17 protein-coding genes are annotated in these 17,545 nt (G+C 59.9%); 11 read left to right on the plus strand and 6 right to left on the minus strand.

All coding sequences use genetic code 11. The features are described from left to right. Nucleotides 1-100 precede the first annotated feature (100 nt). Nucleotides 101-1,222: a GDP-mannose 4,6-dehydratase gene (gmd, locus tag QTH91_RS11705; protein ID WP_286660247.1), complete on the minus strand. Its 1,122-nt coding sequence runs from the start codon at nt 1,220-1,222 to the stop codon at nt 101-103. 8 nt (nt 1,223-1,230) lie between these two features. Continuing rightward, on the minus strand, nt 1,231-2,664 hold the full coding sequence (locus QTH91_RS11710) for a mannose-1-phosphate guanylyltransferase/mannose-6-phosphate isomerase (RefSeq protein WP_286660248.1): 1,434 nt from the start codon (nt 2,662-2,664) through the stop codon (nt 1,231-1,233). Between the two features lie 215 nt (nt 2,665-2,879). Here QTH91_RS11710 and rfbB point away from each other — a divergent pair, with 215 nt between their 5' ends. The 6 genes from rfbB (at nt 2,880) to QTH91_RS11740 (ending at nt 8,919) form a co-directional block, all read left to right on the plus strand. After that, nucleotides 2,880-3,944, plus strand: coding sequence for a dTDP-glucose 4,6-dehydratase (gene rfbB, locus QTH91_RS11715; protein ID WP_286660249.1), 1,065 nt, complete (start codon nt 2,880-2,882; stop codon nt 3,942-3,944). Further along, nucleotides 3,941-4,831, plus strand: coding sequence for a dTDP-4-dehydrorhamnose reductase (rfbD, locus tag QTH91_RS11720; protein WP_286660250.1), 891 nt, complete (start codon nt 3,941-3,943; stop codon nt 4,829-4,831). Before rfbB ends, rfbD begins: the two co-directional genes overlap by 4 nt. 20 nt (nt 4,832-4,851) lie before the next feature. Beyond that, on the plus strand, nt 4,852-5,739 hold the full coding sequence (gene rfbA, locus QTH91_RS11725; protein ID WP_286660251.1) for a glucose-1-phosphate thymidylyltransferase RfbA: 888 nt from the start codon (nt 4,852-4,854) through the stop codon (nt 5,737-5,739). Next, a complete protein-coding gene (gene rfbC, locus QTH91_RS11730; protein WP_286660252.1) occupies nt 5,736-6,284 on the plus strand; it encodes a dTDP-4-dehydrorhamnose 3,5-epimerase in 549 nt (182 codons plus the stop codon). The genes rfbA and rfbC overlap by 4 nt, the downstream gene beginning before the upstream one ends. Nucleotides 6,285-6,391: 107 nt before the next feature. Then, nucleotides 6,392-7,744, plus strand: a complete 1,353-nt coding sequence (locus QTH91_RS11735) for a rhamnosyltransferase WsaF family glycosyltransferase (RefSeq protein ID WP_286660253.1) — start codon at nt 6,392-6,394, stop codon at nt 7,742-7,744. Then, nucleotides 7,744-8,919 (plus strand): glycosyltransferase family protein, encoded by a 1,176-nt coding sequence (locus tag QTH91_RS11740; protein WP_286660254.1) that lies wholly within the window; start codon nt 7,744-7,746, stop codon nt 8,917-8,919. The genes QTH91_RS11735 and QTH91_RS11740 overlap by 1 nt, the downstream gene beginning before the upstream one ends. A gap of 20 nt (nt 8,920-8,939) precedes the next feature. Here QTH91_RS11740 and QTH91_RS11745 read toward each other — a convergent pair whose 3' ends face one another. Then, nucleotides 8,940-9,638, minus strand: coding sequence for an ABC transporter ATP-binding protein (locus tag QTH91_RS11745; protein WP_286660255.1), 699 nt, complete (start codon nt 9,636-9,638; stop codon nt 8,940-8,942). Nucleotides 9,639-9,641: 3 nt separating this feature from the next. Then, a complete protein-coding gene (locus QTH91_RS11750) occupies nt 9,642-10,445 on the minus strand; it encodes an ABC transporter permease (RefSeq protein ID WP_286660256.1) in 804 nt (267 codons plus the stop codon). 202 nt (nt 10,446-10,647) lie between these two features. Here QTH91_RS11750 and QTH91_RS11755 point away from each other — a divergent pair, with 202 nt between their 5' ends. Together QTH91_RS11755 and QTH91_RS11760 are read left to right on the plus strand one after the other, a co-directional pair. Next, nucleotides 10,648-11,643 (plus strand): glycosyltransferase, encoded by a 996-nt coding sequence (locus QTH91_RS11755; protein ID WP_286660257.1) that lies wholly within the window; start codon nt 10,648-10,650, stop codon nt 11,641-11,643. A gap of 24 nt (nt 11,644-11,667) precedes the next feature. Next, a complete protein-coding gene (locus tag QTH91_RS11760; RefSeq protein ID WP_286660258.1) occupies nt 11,668-12,729 on the plus strand; it encodes a glycosyltransferase family 2 protein in 1,062 nt (353 codons plus the stop codon). 4 nt (nt 12,730-12,733) lie between these two features. Here QTH91_RS11760 and QTH91_RS11765 read toward each other — a convergent pair whose 3' ends face one another. Further along, nucleotides 12,734-13,486, minus strand: a complete 753-nt coding sequence (locus QTH91_RS11765) for a glycosyltransferase (protein WP_286660259.1) — start codon at nt 13,484-13,486, stop codon at nt 12,734-12,736. Between the two features lie 46 nt (nt 13,487-13,532). On the opposite strand from QTH91_RS11765, the gene QTH91_RS11770 reads away from it, so the two are divergent. After that, on the plus strand, nt 13,533-14,642 hold the full coding sequence (locus QTH91_RS11770; protein WP_286660260.1) for an MraY family glycosyltransferase: 1,110 nt from the start codon (nt 13,533-13,535) through the stop codon (nt 14,640-14,642). Between the two features lie 51 nt (nt 14,643-14,693). After that, nucleotides 14,694-15,587: an acetylglutamate kinase gene (argB, locus tag QTH91_RS11775; RefSeq protein WP_286660261.1), complete on the plus strand. Its 894-nt coding sequence runs from the start codon at nt 14,694-14,696 to the stop codon at nt 15,585-15,587. Nucleotides 15,588-15,618: 31 nt separating this feature from the next. Here argB and galE read toward each other — a convergent pair whose 3' ends face one another. Further along, nucleotides 15,619-16,641: a UDP-glucose 4-epimerase GalE gene (gene galE / locus QTH91_RS11780; protein WP_286660262.1), complete on the minus strand. Its 1,023-nt coding sequence runs from the start codon at nt 16,639-16,641 to the stop codon at nt 15,619-15,621. A gap of 122 nt (nt 16,642-16,763) precedes the next feature. On the opposite strand from galE, the gene slmA reads away from it, so the two are divergent. Beyond that, nucleotides 16,764-17,435, plus strand: a complete 672-nt coding sequence (gene slmA, locus QTH91_RS11785) for a nucleoid occlusion factor SlmA (protein WP_286660263.1) — start codon at nt 16,764-16,766, stop codon at nt 17,433-17,435. The last annotated feature ends 110 nt before the right edge of the window (nt 17,436-17,545 follow it).

Raw genomic sequence — 17,545 nt, forward strand, 5'->3', positions numbered from 1 at the left:
GAATTTGCTTTGCCGAGATAAGCCTGAGCGATCGTTCTCCGCTGTAAGGTATACCTTCTAGAGAACCACCGACCCACGGGGCGAGCGGGCGGTGTTGTAGTCAACCTTCCATACTGACTTGTCTTTTGTAGCCGTGCTGACTCAAAAGTGAATGCTGTCGCGCAGCATCGAGGTCACTCTCGACCATGCTCTGGATCATCTCGTCCAAAGTGATATCGGGGATCCATCCCAGATCATTCTTCGCAAGAGCCGGGTCCCCCAACAGTGTTTCGACCTCCGCGGGGCGGAAGTAGCGTGGGTCGATCGAGACCAAAACATCGCCTGGCTTGACTGCAGGTGCGGCGTCTCCGGTCACCGCTTCGACGATCGCCTGTTCGTTCACGCCCTTGCCCTCAAAGCGCAAGGTAATGCCCAGGGCTGCCGCTGTCTTCGCAATGAAGTCACGCACGCTCCATTGGACGCCCGTGGCAATCACGTAGTCCTTGGGCTCGTCCTGCTGCAGCATCATCCATTGCATGCGCACGTAGTCCTGGGCGTGGCCCCAGTCGCGCAGCGCGTCCAGATTGCCCATGTACAGGCGCTTATCGATGCCCTGGGCGATGTTGCACAGGCCGCGCGTGATCTTGCGGGTGACGAAGGTCTCGCCGCGCCGTGGGCTCTCGTGGTTGAACAAGATGCCGTTGCAGGCATACATGCCGTACGCCTCGCGGTAGTTCTTGGTGATCCAGAAGGCGTAGAGCTTGGCCACGCCGTAGGGGCTTCGCGGATAGAACGGCGTGCTTTCGGTTTGCGGCGTTTCTTGCACCAGGCCATACAACTCGCTGGTGCTGGCCTGATAGAAGCGCGTCTTGTCTTGCAGGCCAAGCAGTCGGATTGCTTCGAGCAGGCGTAGCGGGCCGATGGCATCCACATCTGCCGTGTATTCGGGCGACTCGAAGCTCACAGCCACATGGCTCTGTGCACCCAGGTTGTAGATCTCGTCAGGCTGCACCTGCTGCACGATGCGCGTCAGGTTGCTGGTGTCTGTCAGGTCGCCGTAATGCAGGTGCAGCTTGCGCTCGGTTTCGTGCGGGTCCTGGTAGAGGTGATCGATGCGATCGGTGTTGAACAGAGACGCCCGGCGCTTGATGCCGTGGACTTCGTAGCCTTTTTCCAGAAGCAGCTCTGCCAGATAGGAGCCATCTTGGCCGGTGATTCCAGTGATGAGTGCGCGCTTGGTCATGAGTTGGGTCAGCCCTTTTTTTGCTCCGCTGCTGGGAGTCGTCCGTAGGTATCTTCAAACCGGACGATGTCGTCTTCGCCCAGATAGCTTCCCGACTGCACCTCGATCACTTCCAGCATGATCTTCCCGGGGTTCTCCAATCGGTGGGTCGTGCCCATAGGGATGTAGACCGATTCGTTCTCGTGGACCATCAGGATGTCCTCACCACGCGTGACCCTGGCCGTGCCGCTGACGACGACCCAGTGCTCGGCGCGATGGTGGTGCATCTGAAGGGAAAGTTTCGCGCCCGGCTTGACGGTCAAGTGCTTGACTTGGAATCGACCACCCGAGTCCACGCTGTCATAGGCGCCCCAAGGGCGGGCGACGCGCCGGTGTTCAGTGGCCTCGGTAAAGCCTTCTTGCGTCAGGCGGGCAACAACATCCTTCACCGACTCGACGCAGTTGGCGCTCGCGACCAGAAGTGCGTCCTGCGTGTCGACGATCACCAAGTCGCTCGTACCCAGGGCGACCACGGGGCGAGTTTGGCCGTGGATGAACGTGTTTGTAGCTTGGGCCGCAAAGCCTTTGCCGCTCACTCGATTTCCATCGGCGTCTGCTTCGTGCAGGCCTGCGACAGCATTCCAACTTCCCACGTCGCTCCACGTTCCGGCAAATGGGATCACGGCGACGCGATCGTGCTTCTCAAGTACCGCGTAGTCGATGCTTTCGCTGCGGCATTGTTCGAATGCGCTGCGGTCCAAGCGCTGGAACGAGCCGTCGCACTGGCTGTCGGACGCGGCCCGCTCGCAGGCTTCAAGGATGTCGGGGGCGTACTTGCGCAATGCTTCAAGGAGAGTCTTGGCTTGAACCAGGAATATCCCGGCGTTCCAAAGATGGCCGCCTTCCAACAACAGTTGTTGGGCGACATCGGCTGGCGGTTTTTCAATGAAACGAGCCACTTGGCGCCCCTGGTCGTCGGGCAGTGCCGGGCCAGGTTGTATGTAGCCGTAAGCAGTGCTCGGGAAGGTCGGCACCACCCCAAAGGTCACGATGTAGCCCGCCAGCGCCGCCGGCATGCCCTTGCGCACGGTTTCGGCAAACAGCTTGGCGTCAGGCACGTGATGGTCAGAGGGCGCAAATAGGAGCAAGGCTTCCGGGTCAGCCGTCAACGCGGCGCAGGCCATCGCGGCGGCAGTGTTGCGGCCCACGGGTTCCAACAGCTGCTTGCCAGTCACCCCCGCCTTCGCACCGGCTTCCTGGACGAAAAATCGGTGTTCGTCCGACGCGACGCAAGTCACTTCTGTGTTGAGATGCCTAAGGCGCTCGAGCGTGAGTTCCAGCAGGCTCTTGCCGCCAATGAGCGGAACAAACTGCTTTGGCCATGCCTTGCGGGACAACGGCCAAAGTCGGGTGCCGCTCCCGCCGCACAGGACGACCGGGGAAATGGGCTTGTCTGGACTCAAGATTCACTCACTTTCCGATATGTGTATCTAAGTTTCGCATTGTGTAGATGTTTTGGCGACTCGAAGGGAAGTGGTAGTCCACCCTTCTTTTGGGGAGGTCTGATCGCTATATCTCGTGCCTCAAGTATCAATTTGACGCATTTGTCGATGTGATAATTCTGAGCAGCAAGCGTGCCACGGTGGCCGTTAAGAAACTTAAAAAAGGACGGAGGGCCATGATCCTCGTAACTGGTGGCGCAGGTTTCATTGGCGCAAATTTCGTGCTGGATTGGGTGGCGGGCAGCGATGAGCCTGTGCTCAACCTGGACAAGCTGACGTACGCCGGCAACCTTGAGACCTTGGCGTCCCTCAATGGCAACACCCGCCACGTCTTTGTTCAAGGCGATATCGGCGACAGCCAGTTGCTCGGCAAGTTGCTCGCCGAGCACAAGCCGCGGGCCGTGGTTAATTTTGCGGCCGAGTCTCATGTCGACCGGTCGATCCACGGGCCGGGCGACTTCATCGAAACCAATGTCGTAGGCACCTTCCGCCTTCTGGAGTCGGTACGGGGCTACTGGAGCGCACTGCCCGAAGCCGAAAAGGCCGCTTTTCGCTTCTTGCACGTCTCGACCGACGAGGTCTATGGCTCCTTGAAGAAGGAAGACCCCGCCTTCACCGAAGAAAACAAGTACGAGCCAAATAGTCCGTACTCGGCCAGCAAGGCGGCCAGCGACCATCTGGTGCGTGCGTGGCACCACACCTATGGCCTGCCGGTGCTGACCACCAATTGCTCCAACAACTACGGGCCCTACCACTTTCCCGAGAAGCTCATCCCGCTGATGATCGTCAACGCGCTGGCCGGAAAGCCGCTGCCGGTCTACGGCGACGGCATGCAGGTGCGCGACTGGCTCTATGTGAAGGATCACTGCAGCGCGATCCGTCGCGTGCTCGAGGCAGGCAAGCTGGGCGAGACCTACAACGTGGGCGGCTGGAACGAAAAGCCAAACATCGAGATTGTGAAGACTGTTTGCGCGCTGCTTGACGAACTCAAGCCCCGAGCGGACGGCAAGCCGTATGCCGAGCAGATCACCTACGTCACCGACCGCCCCGGACACGACCGGCGCTATGCCATCGATGCGCGCAAGCTCGAACGCGAACTGGGCTGGAAGCCAGCCGAGACCTTCGAGACCGGAATCCGCAAGACGGTCGAGTGGTACCTGGTCCACGGCGAATGGGTGCGCAATGTGCAAAGTGGTGCGTACCGCGAGTGGGTGGAAAAGCAGTACAAGGCGGCCCCATGAAACTGCTCCTGCTGGGCAAGGGCGGGCAGGTCGGCTGGGAGCTTCAGCGTAGCCTGGCGCCACTTGGTGAACTGGTGGCCCTGTCTTCTGGCAGCACGGAGTTTCACGCTGACTTCAGCCAGCCGGAGCGTTTGGCCGAAACGGTGCACGCCATTCGCCCTGACGTGATCGTCAACGCCGGTGCGCATACCGCGGTCGACAAGGCCGAGAGCGAGGCGGACTTGGCGCGTCGGCTCAACGCGACGGCGCCTGGCGTCCTGGCCCAGGCGGCCAACGACATTGGCGCGCTCATGGTCCACTACTCGACCGACTATGTCTTCGACGGCGGCGGAACCCGACCCTGGACGGAAGCAGACGCCACCGGGCCGCTGAGCGTCTATGGATCGACCAAGCTTGAAGGCGAAGAGCTGGTAGCGCGGCACTGCGCCCGTCACCTCATCTTTCGGACGAGTTGGGTTTACGCCGCCCGGGGTGGCAACTTTGCCAAGACCATGCTGCGCCTGGCCAAGGAGCGCGAGCAATTGACCGTCATCGACGACCAATTTGGTGCGCCAACGGGTGCCGAACTGATCGCGGACGTCACGGCCCATGCCATTGCGCAGACCCTGCGTGAGCCAGAAAAGGCCGGGCTCTATCACTTGGTGGCCGACGGCGAGACGACCTGGAATAGATACGCCCGCTTTGTTCTGGATCAGGCCCGAGCGGCAGGCGTTGAGCTGAAGGCCGCTTCGAGTGCGGTAGCGCCAGTGCCCACCTCAGCGTTCCCGACACCCGCCAAGCGACCCCACAACTCGAGGTTGAACACCGCAAAGGTCAAGAGTGCCTTCGGCGTGAATCTGCCTCATTGGCAGGTCGGTGTGGCGCGCATGCTGCGCGAGATTCTTTAAACCAACTAGAACGAAACCCCATGACCCAACGCAAAGGCATCATTCTTGCGGGCGGATCCGGAACCCGGCTGCATCCCGCCACGCTGGCAATCAGCAAGCAGCTTCTGCCCGTCTATGACAAACCGATGATCTATTACCCGCTGAGCACGTTGATGCTCGGGGGCATGCGCGACATCTTGATCATCAGCACCCCGCAAGACACACCGCGCTTTCAGCAATTGCTGGGCGACGGCAGCCAATGGGGAATCAATCTGCAGTACGCGGTGCAACCGAGTCCGGACGGGCTGGCGCAGGCTTTCATCATTGGGGACAAGTTCATTGGCAACTCCCCAAGCGCGTTGGTGTTGGGTGACAACATCTTCTATGGGCATGACTTCCAGCATCTGCTGAGCGGGGCGGATGCTCAGGAATCCGGCGCCACGGTCTTCGCTTATCACGTGCATGATCCGGAACGCTATGGTGTCGTGTCGTTTGACGGAAACGGCAAAGCACAAAGCATCGAAGAAAAGCCTGCGCAGCCAAAGAGCAACTACGCGGTCACTGGCCTGTACTTCTACGACAACGAGGTTGTCGAGATCGCCAAGGCCGTCAAGCCAAGTGCTCGAGGCGAACTTGAAATCACGGCCGTCAATCAGGCCTATCTCGATCGCGGCCGACTGAATGTGCAGATCATGCAGCGTGGTTACGCATGGCTCGACACGGGCACGCACGAGAGCTTGCTTGAGGCAGGCCAATTCATTGCAACGCTTGAGCACCGGCAGGGGCTGAAGATTGCATGTCCCGAGGAAATCGCTTGGCGAAACGGATTCATTGATCGGGAGCAACTTGCCAAGCTCGCAGCGCCACTTCAAAAGAATGGCTACGGCAAGTACTTGAATCACCTTTTGGCAGACGGAGTTGGTGCATGAAGGCGACAGCAACTGCCATCCCGGACGTGAAGGTCATCGAATCCAAGGTCTTCGGCGATCAACGGGGATTCTTTTTCGAGAGCTTCAACCAAAGCGCGTTTGATGAGGCAATCGGGCATCACGTTGACTTTGTACAAGACAACCACTCCCGGTCCGCCAAAGGCGTTCTAAGGGGGCTGCACTATCAGATCCGGCGGCCGCAGGGGAAATTGGTTCGTGTGACTCGTGGGGTCGTCTTCGATGTTGCCGTCGACATCCGCAAGTCGTCGCCCACGTTCGGTCGCTGGGTCGGTGTCGAACTCAGCGAAGAGAACAAAAAGCAGTTCTGGGTGCCTGCAGGATTTGCGCATGGATTCGTGGTCCTCAGCGAGTCGGCGGACTTTCTGTACAAGACCACCGAGTACTACGCCCCAGAGCATGAGCGCGCTATCGCTTGGAACGACACGACATTGGGCATTGCCTGGCCGGACATGGGCATGCAGCCGATCCTTTCGGCCAAGGATGCTGCGGCCTTGAGCCTTGCAGACGCCGACGTATTCGAGTAATCGCCCTTTCTGCACCCTGGGTGTCTCTGTCTGCCGGATCAAATATTCGCGCAGGCTGAAGTGCTGCATTGACTACATCATCGATGCGGCAGGGCGCCATATAAGCCATGAATAAGAATCTCTATACGCGCGCTCGATTGTTCTTCCAGTTTTGGCGGGACACCGGCACTCGATCGACGTTGAAGTTGATCTCGAGAAAGGTCAGGCGCGGTCTTGGACTGCCAATCGATGACGTGCATCCGCCGCGAGCGGCTGGAGCAAATCCTTCCTACGGTCCAACATCCGCAAGTGTGCTCAATGTGCGGCGATTCCCGAACACGTGCCCCATTGAGTTCCACCAGATCCCGCAAGCAAGCGAGCCCCGCATCACACTGGTGACCGACAGCATTGGGCCTGGCAGCCTTTTCGGCGGGGTTGGCACTGCCTTGATTCTCGGTGTGCTCATCGCCAACCGTATGCGAGGCACGTTGCGCATTCTTACGCGTACGGAGTGGCCTCAAGCAGACCAGGTGAGCAGTGTTCTCAAGGCCTATGACATAGCGCCTGATAGAGAGCTTCAATTTGCGTTCGCGCCGCTGATCACCGAATCTCGATCCAAGGGACGGTTGTCGGTAGATACGTACCACGGCGAACTGTTCCTCACAACATCATGGTGGACTACGGAAGCGACACTCGCCGGCATTGAGCCAAGCTCGATCCTGTACTTGCTTCAGGAAGATGAGCGAATGTTCTACGCATTTGGAGACGAGCGTCTACGTTGCGAGGGTGTCTTGGCACGCCAGGATATTCGCTACATCATCAATACACGCCTGCTTTTTGAGCATCTCCGCGCGTCCGGAATGGCGCATCTCTCTCAGACCGGTATCTGGTTCGAGCCCACGTTTCCCGCATCCTTGTTTCATCGGCGTCCGGTTGAGCACGGAGCCAAGCGCAAGTTCTTCTTCTACGCACGCCCCAACAATCCCCGAAACCTCTTTCATATGGGAGTCTTGGCAATCGAGCGAGCAGTCAATGAAGGGATCTTGGACTTGCGCCAATGGCAGATTTGCTTCGTCGGCAAGGATATCCCGCGCCTGCAGTTGGGCGACGACTATGAGCCCGAGCGGATTGAGTCGATGGGGTGGAGGGACTATGCAGACCTGATCGGGAAGGTGGACTTGGGGCTGAGCCTTATGTATACGCCGCACCCCAGCTATCCGCCTTTGGATCTTGCCGCTAGTGGCGCAGTGGTGGTCACCAACAAGTTCGGTGTCAAGCAAGACCTCAGCGCATATTCGCCAAACATCATCTGCGCTGATCTGACGATTGAAGCTCTCGTCGCGGCTCTTCGCGAAGGCGTAGCGCGTGTTGAACTCCGAAGTGCGACCGATGGGACGCACTATCAGAATCAGAATGGCATTGGCCCCGGGTGGGAGCCTGCCTTTGCGAACATCCTGGATGCGCTGGTGCAGGGTCGTTGATGTTGCTGCACAAGATATCGCCTGTCGACTACGTCGATCCCTGGAACAAAGGCTATGCGCAGCGCATGCATATGCTGACCAAATCCAAGACCCGAGTTGCCTACTTCTACGAAGAGGCCAACAACAGCACTTTCCGCTACCGGGCCTACAACATGGTCCAAGTGCTTAACGGCGCTCCAGAGTACGGAGTGTCAGGGGGCTACTTTTTCCTGACTGATGCGCTCCACTTCGACGAGATCGCCAAGACCGCGGACGTGCTTGTGATATGCCGGTCGCGCTACTGTGCCCGGCTTGCCGCTCTGGTCATGAAATTCCGGGCCCGTGGAAAGAGAGTCCTTTTTGATGTCGATGATCTGGTGTTCGACACTGATTATGCGCATCTCATCATGGACACCCTAGGCGTCAACCTATCGCAGGAGCAGGTCCTGAATGATTGGTTCGCGATGATCTCCCGAATGGGTCAAACGCTAAGGCTCTGTGACGGCGCTATCACCACGAACGCCTACCTTGCTGGAAAGATCAAGGAGTTCTCAGGGCTTCCCGTCCACGTCGTTCCTAATTTCATGAATCAGGAGCAACTCGCGGTCTCTTCTGCGGTGTTCGAGGCAAAGCAGCATCAGGCGTTCCAATCGCAGGGGCGAAAGTGCTTTGGCTATTTCAGTGGATCGCCCTCGCACCAGCATGATTTCGCCATCGTCGAACATGCCTTGGCCACGGTGCTGGCCGAGCGCGATGACGTGGAGGTTGCCGTCGTGGGCTATATCGAAAAGGGAGTGCTGCTTTCGAGCTTTTCGGAGCGTATCAAGTACTTCCCGTTTCAAGACTACGTGAATCTGCAGCGACTGGTCGGCCAAGTGGAATTCAACCTGATGCCGCTACAGTCCAACTCGTTCACCGATTGCAAATCAGAGCTGAAGTACTTCGAAGCTGCTGCTGTCGGCACGCTGAGCATCGCTTCACCGAGCTTCACCTACAGTCGCGCGATCCAACATGATGCGACAGGCTATCTGTCAAAGGCGCATGAATGGGTCGACATGATGATGCACGCCTTGGACCGAAGTGTCGACTACGCTTCAATGGCAGATGCCGCTCGAGCGGACGCACTAAACAAATTTGGCTGGCAGGTGCAGGTGCCAACCATCCTTCAAGCCCTAGGGTTCTCGGAAGACAGTTGAGTTCCGTTAGGCGCAATTGCCTATCCGACGATGCGCCCGTGCTCCAGATGTATCACCCGATTGCACTCCTTGGCAATCAACTCCGGTGAGTGCGATGCCAAAACCAAGATGCCGGCGTTTGAAACGACATCCTTCATTCGCTGCTCGGCCTTCTCGGTGAATTCCGCATCACCCACAGACAGCCACTCGTCCATCAGCAAAATATCGGCTTTCACGCTCGTCGAGATCGAGAAGGCCAATCGCATCAGCATGCCGGTTGAGTAGGTCCGCACCGGCATGTTGACGTATTCGCCCAGGCCGCTGAACTCGCAAATTTCGGGGGTCAGCGAATCGATCTGCTTCTTGCTCATGCCCATGACCAGACCGCGAAGCATGATGTTCTCAATCCCGGTCGCATCGGGCTCGATGCCGAGCGACGGATCGATCAGGCTCGAAACAGTCCCCTTGCGGACAAAGTCTCCCGACGAGGGCTCATAGACCCCGGCCAGCGTTCGCAGTAGCGTCGACTTTCCGGCACCGTTGTGGCCGATGAGCCCAAGGCGGTCTCCCGCCTTCAATTCGAGGTTGATGCCGCTGAGCGCTTGGACCACGTTGACGCCGGTTTCCTTTCCGAAACGGCCGCCGGTCACTGATGACGCCAGTGTTTTCTTGAGTGAATTGGCGCCTGCTCCGTAGATTGGGAAGTTGACGGCGACGTCTTTGAGCGAGATATAGGGCATGGGTTACAGCCAGTAAACGACGCGACGACGATATTTGGTAAACAGCCAACTGGCGATGGCGAGATTGACGGCCGTCCAGAAAAAGATGCCATGCCAGTTGTGGGCATCAGAGACATTGCCCATCAGAGGCGCACGCAACAGATCCAGCATTTGAGCAAGGGGGTTCCACAAGATGTACTGGGCGCGGCCGGGCAAGCTCTCGGGCAACCAGAAAACTGGCGTCAAGAACATCGCCATCTGCATGACGCTCGTGACGATCTGCGCAACATCTCTGAATCGCGTGCAGACCAGGCCAAGCACCAAACCCAGCAAATGCGCATTGATCAGGAAAAGCACGAACGCGGGAATGAAGAGCAGCGCATGCGCCTTGAGCGAAATGCCCGCCCATAGCGCTACAGGTATATAGAGCACGATCTGGTGAGCGAACTGTATGGAGTTGCGCGCCATGCTGCGCCAGACGAACAGGCTGATCGGAAAGTACCCTTGCTTGAGATAGTTTCCTGAACCAATGAATGCGTTACAGGAATCATTGACCATGCTATTGAAGAAGGTCCAAAAAATGATCCCAAGCGCCAGATGCGGGAAGAACTTGGATAATTCCGTCCCAAACAGCGAACTGTAGAGCGGCCCCATTCCTCCGATCATCGCGCCCATACTCAGCGTGAGCCACAACGGTCCCAGCATCGAGCGGCGGTAGCGCAGCACGATGTCGAACCATGCAAGCGTCCACCAGATATCCGTGCGGCGGGTTCCTTCCCACCAATCGCCCCAAGGGGTGCGATGCAAATTCGAATGTGCTTGACTCATGAATTCTTCGATTCTGGTTGCCACAAGTTGGCATATGCTGGCGACGCAACACAAGTGGCCGCTGGACGCGCAACCTCGCTGACTGATCGGCCGGACGCCACGCCGTTTGCGTTATGGGGCGACATTGTCGCCGATGCCATTTGGAGCGCATCCGGACCAGGTCGATAAGTTTGCCAGACAGTAAGATGCCGGCCTAAAAATCGTGTCAGCCTCAATCTCCGTCGCCCTTTGCACCCACAATGGTGTGCGCTTCATCGCTGAGCAAGTCCGCAGCATTTGCATGCAGACGCGTCCGCCAGCCGAAATTGTTCTCTCTGATGATGACTCCTCCGACGACACGGTTGCATTGGTTCGCGCAACCGTCGCGCAATGTGAGGTAGACCGGCCTGGTTTGAAGATTGCCCTGCGCGTTTTCGAGAACCGGCCCGCGCTCAGGGTGACGCGTAACTTCGAGCAAGCGTGCATGGCGTGCACTGGCGACTTGATCGCATTGAGCGACCAGGACGACACATGGCCGGCCGATCGGCTGGAAAGCCTGGCAGCTGAGTTCGAACGCCGGCCAGACCTTTTGCTGCTTCATACCGATGCCACACTCATCGGCGCGGGCGCAGAGCCGCTCGGCGACACCCTGTTCCATGCGCTCGAAGTGGAGCCGTGGGAAATGGATCGCATCCATCGAGGTGATGCGTTCAGCGTCTTCTTGCGCCGCAACCTCGTAACTGGCGCGACGACGGTTTTTCGACGCTCATTGCTTTCTCGCGCCGCGCCGTTTCCGGTGGAGTGGTTGCATGACGAATGGCTTGCCATCGTCGCTGCGGCGGTGGGGCGGGTCGACGTGCTGGAGCAACCCCTCATCGGCTATCGGCAGCACGGTGGCAACCAGATCGGTGCCGAGCGCGACACGTTTGCTCGCAAGGTTCAGAAGGCGCTCGCGTCCCGTGGCAATACGCATGTCATGCGAGCTCGCAAGGCGGAGTTGCTGCTGGAGCGTCTGGAGTCGATCGGCCAGCCCACCGTCCCCGTCGAGAGGGTGAGACAGGTGCAAGGCAAGCTTGTCCACCAGCGCTTCAGAGCCGCGCTGCCCGCGTCCCGCTTGGCGCGATGCGTGCCGGTACTGCGTGAAGCGATGACCGGCCGCTACAACCAGTTCGGGCGCGGGTTTCGGGGCGTCGTCCGGGATCTTTTCGAGTCCGTCTGAACGCCATTCGAAGAAGAACAAACGATGCACGCCCTACACAAGAAGTACAAGTCGCCGCCGCCGACTGTTGTTGTCATCATCCCCTTCTACAACGGCGCTCGGTTCATTGAGCGAGCGATCGCCAGCGTGTTCTCTCAGTCAGTACCGTCCGACGAGGTCATCGTGGTCAACGATGGATCGGCCCCCGAGGAGCGGGAGGCATTGGGCGAGTTGGCGAAACGCTACCCGTTTCGTATCGTCGACAAACAGAACGGCGGGCAAGGTTCGGCTCGCAATGCCGGCGTCGCTGCATCCTCGTCGAACTACATCTGCTTTCTCGACCAGGACGACTTCTATCTGGACAACCATATCGAAGCGCTGGTCGAGGGCATACCCGTCGACGAGCCCAGGTTTGGATTTGTCTACGCAGACCTCTATGAGGCGGACGGTACGGGCAACGTCATCACGACGTCGATGATTCGCGACCTTGCGGAGCATCCGAAGAAGAAGATCGTGGATCTGCTTCGCCGCGACATGTATGTGTTGCCATCAGCTTCCCTGACCAGCCGCGTTGCTTTCGAGGCGGTGGGCGGCTTCGACGAGCAGTTCATGGGCTTCGAAGACGATGACCTGTTCCTGCGCATTTTTCGCGCTGGCTACACCAACTACTTCATCGACAAGGCGGTGACGGTCTGGTGCATCCATACGGAAAGCACGTCATACAGCATGCGCATGCTGCGTAGCCGCTTCCGATACTTCAAGAAGTTGGTGGCCATGTTTCCGGATGAGCCACATCGCGGACGCTTCTACTTGCGCGACTACCTGTTACCACGCTTCGGCCGGGTATTTGTCGAAGAGGTCTTCCAGTCCATCAAATTTGATCGCGACAACAAGGCTGAGTTGGGCGAGATGCTTGCGGAGTTCACCCGCATCGTCGACGCCAATCCCTATGTGCCTAGGCGCTACAAGCGCAAGCTGAGCTTTGCGGAGTGGTTGTTGCGCAGCAGTCCCCGTAGCGCTGTTCGCTTCGCGTCGGCAGTGGTTCACCTGCCGGGCATTCGTCATTTGCGGCAGTTGCTTCGCCGGACAGGTGGACGCGCCGCTTGACTGCTCAGCGCACTATCCGCCGCACGCCCCAAAACGGCCCGGAAGTCCAAACCTTCCCCAAACTCGTCACATGCCACCACAAATGCCGCCCACTCCTGCGGCTAGCCCTCTGCGCCTCATGCCGCGCCCGTAGCGCTTCCCCGATCTGGATTTGCCACCCCGCCAGCCGCAGCCGGGCGCAGATGTCGAAATCCTCCCCATACATGAAGTAGCGCTTCGCATCGAACCCTTCGATCTGCCGATACGCCTCGCTGCGAAACAGCATGAACAGTCCGGGGATCCAGTCGGGCTTGTCGGGGATCGGGTAGCCGGGTTTGCGGCGCGTCAGGATCTCCAGCGGCGTGATGATCCGCCGGTGCTGCTCCGGCTCCGTCTTCCCCGGCTCCATGATCCGCGGCGCCAGCAGCCCGGCATCAGTGTCAGCCAGGGCGACCAGCGGCGCGATCACGTCGCTGTCCAGCCGAATGTCCGGGTTCAGCACAAGGTACCACTCCGTCTGGCAGCGCTTGAATGCCTCGTTGTGGTTCGCACCAAACCCCTGCCGCACGGAGTTGTGAACCCGATCCAAGGCAAAAGACCACTCGCGGCCGGCCAGCAAGTCCGCCTCCGGCAGGTTGTGTGTCAGCACCACGCGCTCGATGCTGCCTGCACAAAGCCGGTCCAGCTGTTCCAGCAGGGGCACGATCATCCCCAACTGCCCGTGACTGACGATCGACACGGTGACGGGCTTCGGGTGGGTGGAAATGGGGCTGGTCATGGTCTAATTTCGCCCGGGAATTCTAGGGTTTGCCAATACCACCCCAATGCTCGCTCTGATCGTCATCAGCTTTCTCGTTTCGGCCGTCGCCGTGCTGTTCTTCATGCGGCGCGCGCGTCGTCATGCGCGTCGCTACTCGATCGACATGCCGCAGCGCTTCCATGCGGGCCATGTGCCGCGCCTGGGCGGCGCCGGCGTGTTCCTGGGAACGGGCGCGGGCTGGCTGGCAGCCTGGCCGTTGGCCGACGTGGTCAATGTGCCCGCCACGTTCAAGAGTTCGGTGCTCATGCTGCTTTGCCTGGCGCCCGCGGTGCTGGGCGGCATTGTCGAAGACGTGACGCAGCGCGTGTCGGTGCGCTATCGACTGGGTTTGACGATCGGTTCGGCACTGCTGTTGTGCTTCGTTTTCGGGCTCAAGCTCGATCATGTGGGCATCGACGTGATCGACGTCTGGGTGTTGACGCTGCCTTTCGCGGGGCTGATCTTCGCGGCCATCGCCATTGGTGGCTTGCCGCACGCGTTCAACATCATCGACGGCTACAACGGCCTGGCCGGCACGGTGGCGGTGCTGGTCTGCCTGGCCATCTCGCACGTCTCGCTGCAGCTGGGCGACCGGCAGTTGGCCGGCATGGTGCTGTGTCTGCTGGGGGCCACGGGCGGCTTCCTGCTGTGGAACTACCCGCGCGGCAAGATCTTTGCCGGCGACGGTGGGGCGTACGTCTGGGGCATGGTGATCGCGGTGGCCAGCGTGATGCTGGTGCAGCGTCATCCTCTCGTGTCGCCCTGGTTCCCGATGCTGCTGCTCATCTATCCGGTGTGGGAGACCATGTTCTCCATCTACCGAAAGGTGGCCCGCGGCCAGTCGCCCGGCACCGCGGATGCGCTGCACTTCCACCAGTTGGTGTTCCGTCGCATCGTGCGCCAGGTGGTGCACGACAACGAGGCCAAGCAACTGCTGTCGCGCAACAATCGCACCTCGCCTTATCTGTGGACGCTGGCGGCGTTGTCGGTGGTGCCGGCGGTTCTGTTCTGGAACCGCACCGGCATCCTGATGATCTTCACCTTGCTGTTCATTGCCACCTACGTGACGGCTTACCTGATGATCGTGCGCTTCAAGGTGCCGCGTTGGTTGCGCGACATTGCCGGGCACGATTGATCTGATTCACCGTACGCACCTCCCGTCCATCTTCATTCACGGACCACGCCCATGACCGACACCGTCCTGAACATCCCGCCGCGCGACAAGGCCGAGATCCTGGCGCAGGCGCTGCCCTACATCCGCAAGTTTCATGGAAAGACCATCGTCATCAAGTACGGCGGCAATGCCATGACCGATCCGGCCCTGCAGGCCGACTTCGCCGAAGACGTGGTGCTGCTCAAGCTGGTGGGCATGAACCCGGTGGTGGTTCACGGCGGGGGGCCGCAGATCGAATCCGCGCTCAAGCGCCTGGGCAAGACCGGTCAGTTCATCCAGGGCATGCGGGTGACCGACGCCGAGACGATGGAAGTGGTCGAATGGGTGCTGGCTGGCGAGGTGCAGCAGGACATCGTGGGCCTGATCAACCAGGCTGGCGGGAAGGCGGTGGGCCTCACCGGCCGTGACGGCGGTCTGATCCGCGCCCAGAAGCTCAAGATGGCCGACCGCAACGATCCCAAGGTGGAGCACGACGTCGGCCAGGTGGGCGACATCGTCGCCATCGACCCCGGCGTGGTCAAGGCGCTGCAGGACGACGCGTTCATTCCCGTCGTCAGCCCGATCGGCTTCGGCGAAGACAACGAGAGCTACAACATCAACGCCGACGTGGTGGCGGGCAAGCTGGCCACCGTGCTCAAGGCCGAGAAGCTCATGCTGCTGACCAACACGCCCGGCGTGCTCGACAAGAACGGCAATCTGCTGACCAACCTGTCGGCCCGCGAGATCGACGAGCTTTTTGCCGACGGCACCATCTCCGGCGGCATGCTGCCCAAGATCGAAGGCGCGCTCGACGCTGCCAAGAGCGGCGTCAATGCCGTGCACATCATCGACGGCCGCGTGCCGCACGCCATGCTGCTGGAAATCCTTTCGGACCAGGCGTATGGCACGATGATCCGGGCGCGCTGAAAGGCCGAGCGTTCCTCCCGACTACATGGGTTCAGTCGTCGTAGCCGTTCGGGTTAGCTTGCTGCCAGCGCCAACTATCGACGCACATTTGATTCAGGCCTCGCTGTGCCTGCCAGCCCAAAAGCGAGCGCGCCAAGGATGTGTCCGCTACCGATGCCGGCACATCTCCGGTGCGTCTCGGGCCGATCTTATAGGCCACCTTGCGTCCGCTCGCTTTCTCGAAGGCCGTGATCACTTCAAGCACAGAGGCTCCAGCTCCCGTTCCGAGGTTGACCGCAAATAGCCCTGCTCGGGCTTTCGCGTGGCGTAGCGCCGCAACATGGCCTTCTGCAAGGTCTAAAACGTGGATGTAGTCTCGTACGCCGGTGCCATCGATCGTCGGATAGTCATTGCCGTGTACGGTCAAATATTCTCGAGTGCCGACTGCGACTTGGCTTACGAACGGCATCAGGTTGTTCGGCTTGCCCTTGGGGTGTTCGCCAATTAGGCCGCTTTCATGCGCACCAGCAGGATTGAAATATCGCAAAAGGCCAATGTTCCAACCCGGATCCGCGCTATGCAGATCGGTGAGCATCTGCTCAACCATCAATTTTGTGCGCCCGTATGGGTTGGTAGCCCAGCATGGCGCGGCTTCAGGGATCGGCGTGCGCTCCGGCTCGCCGTAGACGGTAGCGGAAGATGAGAAGACTAGGGTCTTGACACCGGCGGACTGCATCGCAGCCGCCAAGACCATGCTGCCGTTCACATTGTTGTCGTAGTACGACAACGGGTCAGCGACGGAATCGCCGACGGCCTTAAGGCCCGCAAAGTGAATTACCGCGTCAATTGCGTTCTCGGCGAAGAGGCGGTCGAGGAACTGTCGGTCCCGAATGTCCCCCTCGATTGCCCGAGGTGGAGGGCCACCGACGATACGGGCTAAACGCTCGAACACCTTGGGACTGCTGTTGCACAGGTTGTCGAGGATGAGCGGCGTATAACCCGCAGCGGCCAGTGCCACGCAGGTGTGGCTTCCGATGTAGCCTGCGCCGCCCGTTACCAGTACGTAATTTTTCATCTTCGGATCTGTGAATAAGCCTGGAATGCCGATGATTCTGCGCGATACCACGGGGTTGACCCGAAAGGCGCGCACTTACTGCGCCGTGCGAGAATCAATTAATTACATTTTTGTGGTCTCCCATGAACGATGAGACGCGTGACCCTGCCCTCGCGGCGCCGGCGGACGACCGCCCGTCTGCGCCTGTTCGCAAGCGCCCCAAGCCGGGCGAGCGGCGCGTGCAGATCCTGCAGGCCCTGGCCGCCATGCTGGAGCAACCCGGCGCCGAACGTGTGACGACCGCGGCGCTGGCGGCCAAGCTGGAGGTGAGCGAAGCCGCGCTCTACCGCCACTTCGCCAGCAAGGCCCAGATGTTCGAGGGCCTGATCGACTTCATCGAGCAAAGCGTCTTCACCCTGGTCAACCAAATCCTGGAGCAGGCTCAGGCTGAGGAAGCTGGCGATGCGGCCAGAGTGGGTGCTCACAAGGCTGCGCGCATCATCATCATGCTCATGCAGTTCGCCGAGAAGAATCCCGGCATGACCCGGGTGATGGTGGGCGACGCGCTGGTGTTCGAGAACGAGCGCCTCCAGCAGCGAATGAACAACTTCTTCGACAAGCTCGAATCCACGCTTCGCCAGGCTCTGCGCCCGGCAGCGCTGGCTGAAGGATCCGGAACGCCCACGGTCGATGCGCAGGTGCGCGCCAGCGCTCTGACTGCTTTTGCCGTGGGGCGCCTGCAGCGCTTTGCGCGCTCGGGCTTCCGGCGGGCCCCGTCCGAGCACCTCGACGCTGCGCTCGCGCTGATGATCTGAGGCCGGGCCCTCACCGGGCTGCCCGCGTCATCGCCAAGCCCTGAGCCGGCCCTAAGCGGCCGGCTATGCCGTGCATAGGCAAATGCCATTCACGAGCCCGGCATGGAATC

Source organism: Variovorax dokdonensis (genome assembly GCF_030316895.1).
Lineage (GTDB): Bacteria > Pseudomonadota > Gammaproteobacteria > Burkholderiales > Burkholderiaceae_C > Variovorax > Variovorax dokdonensis.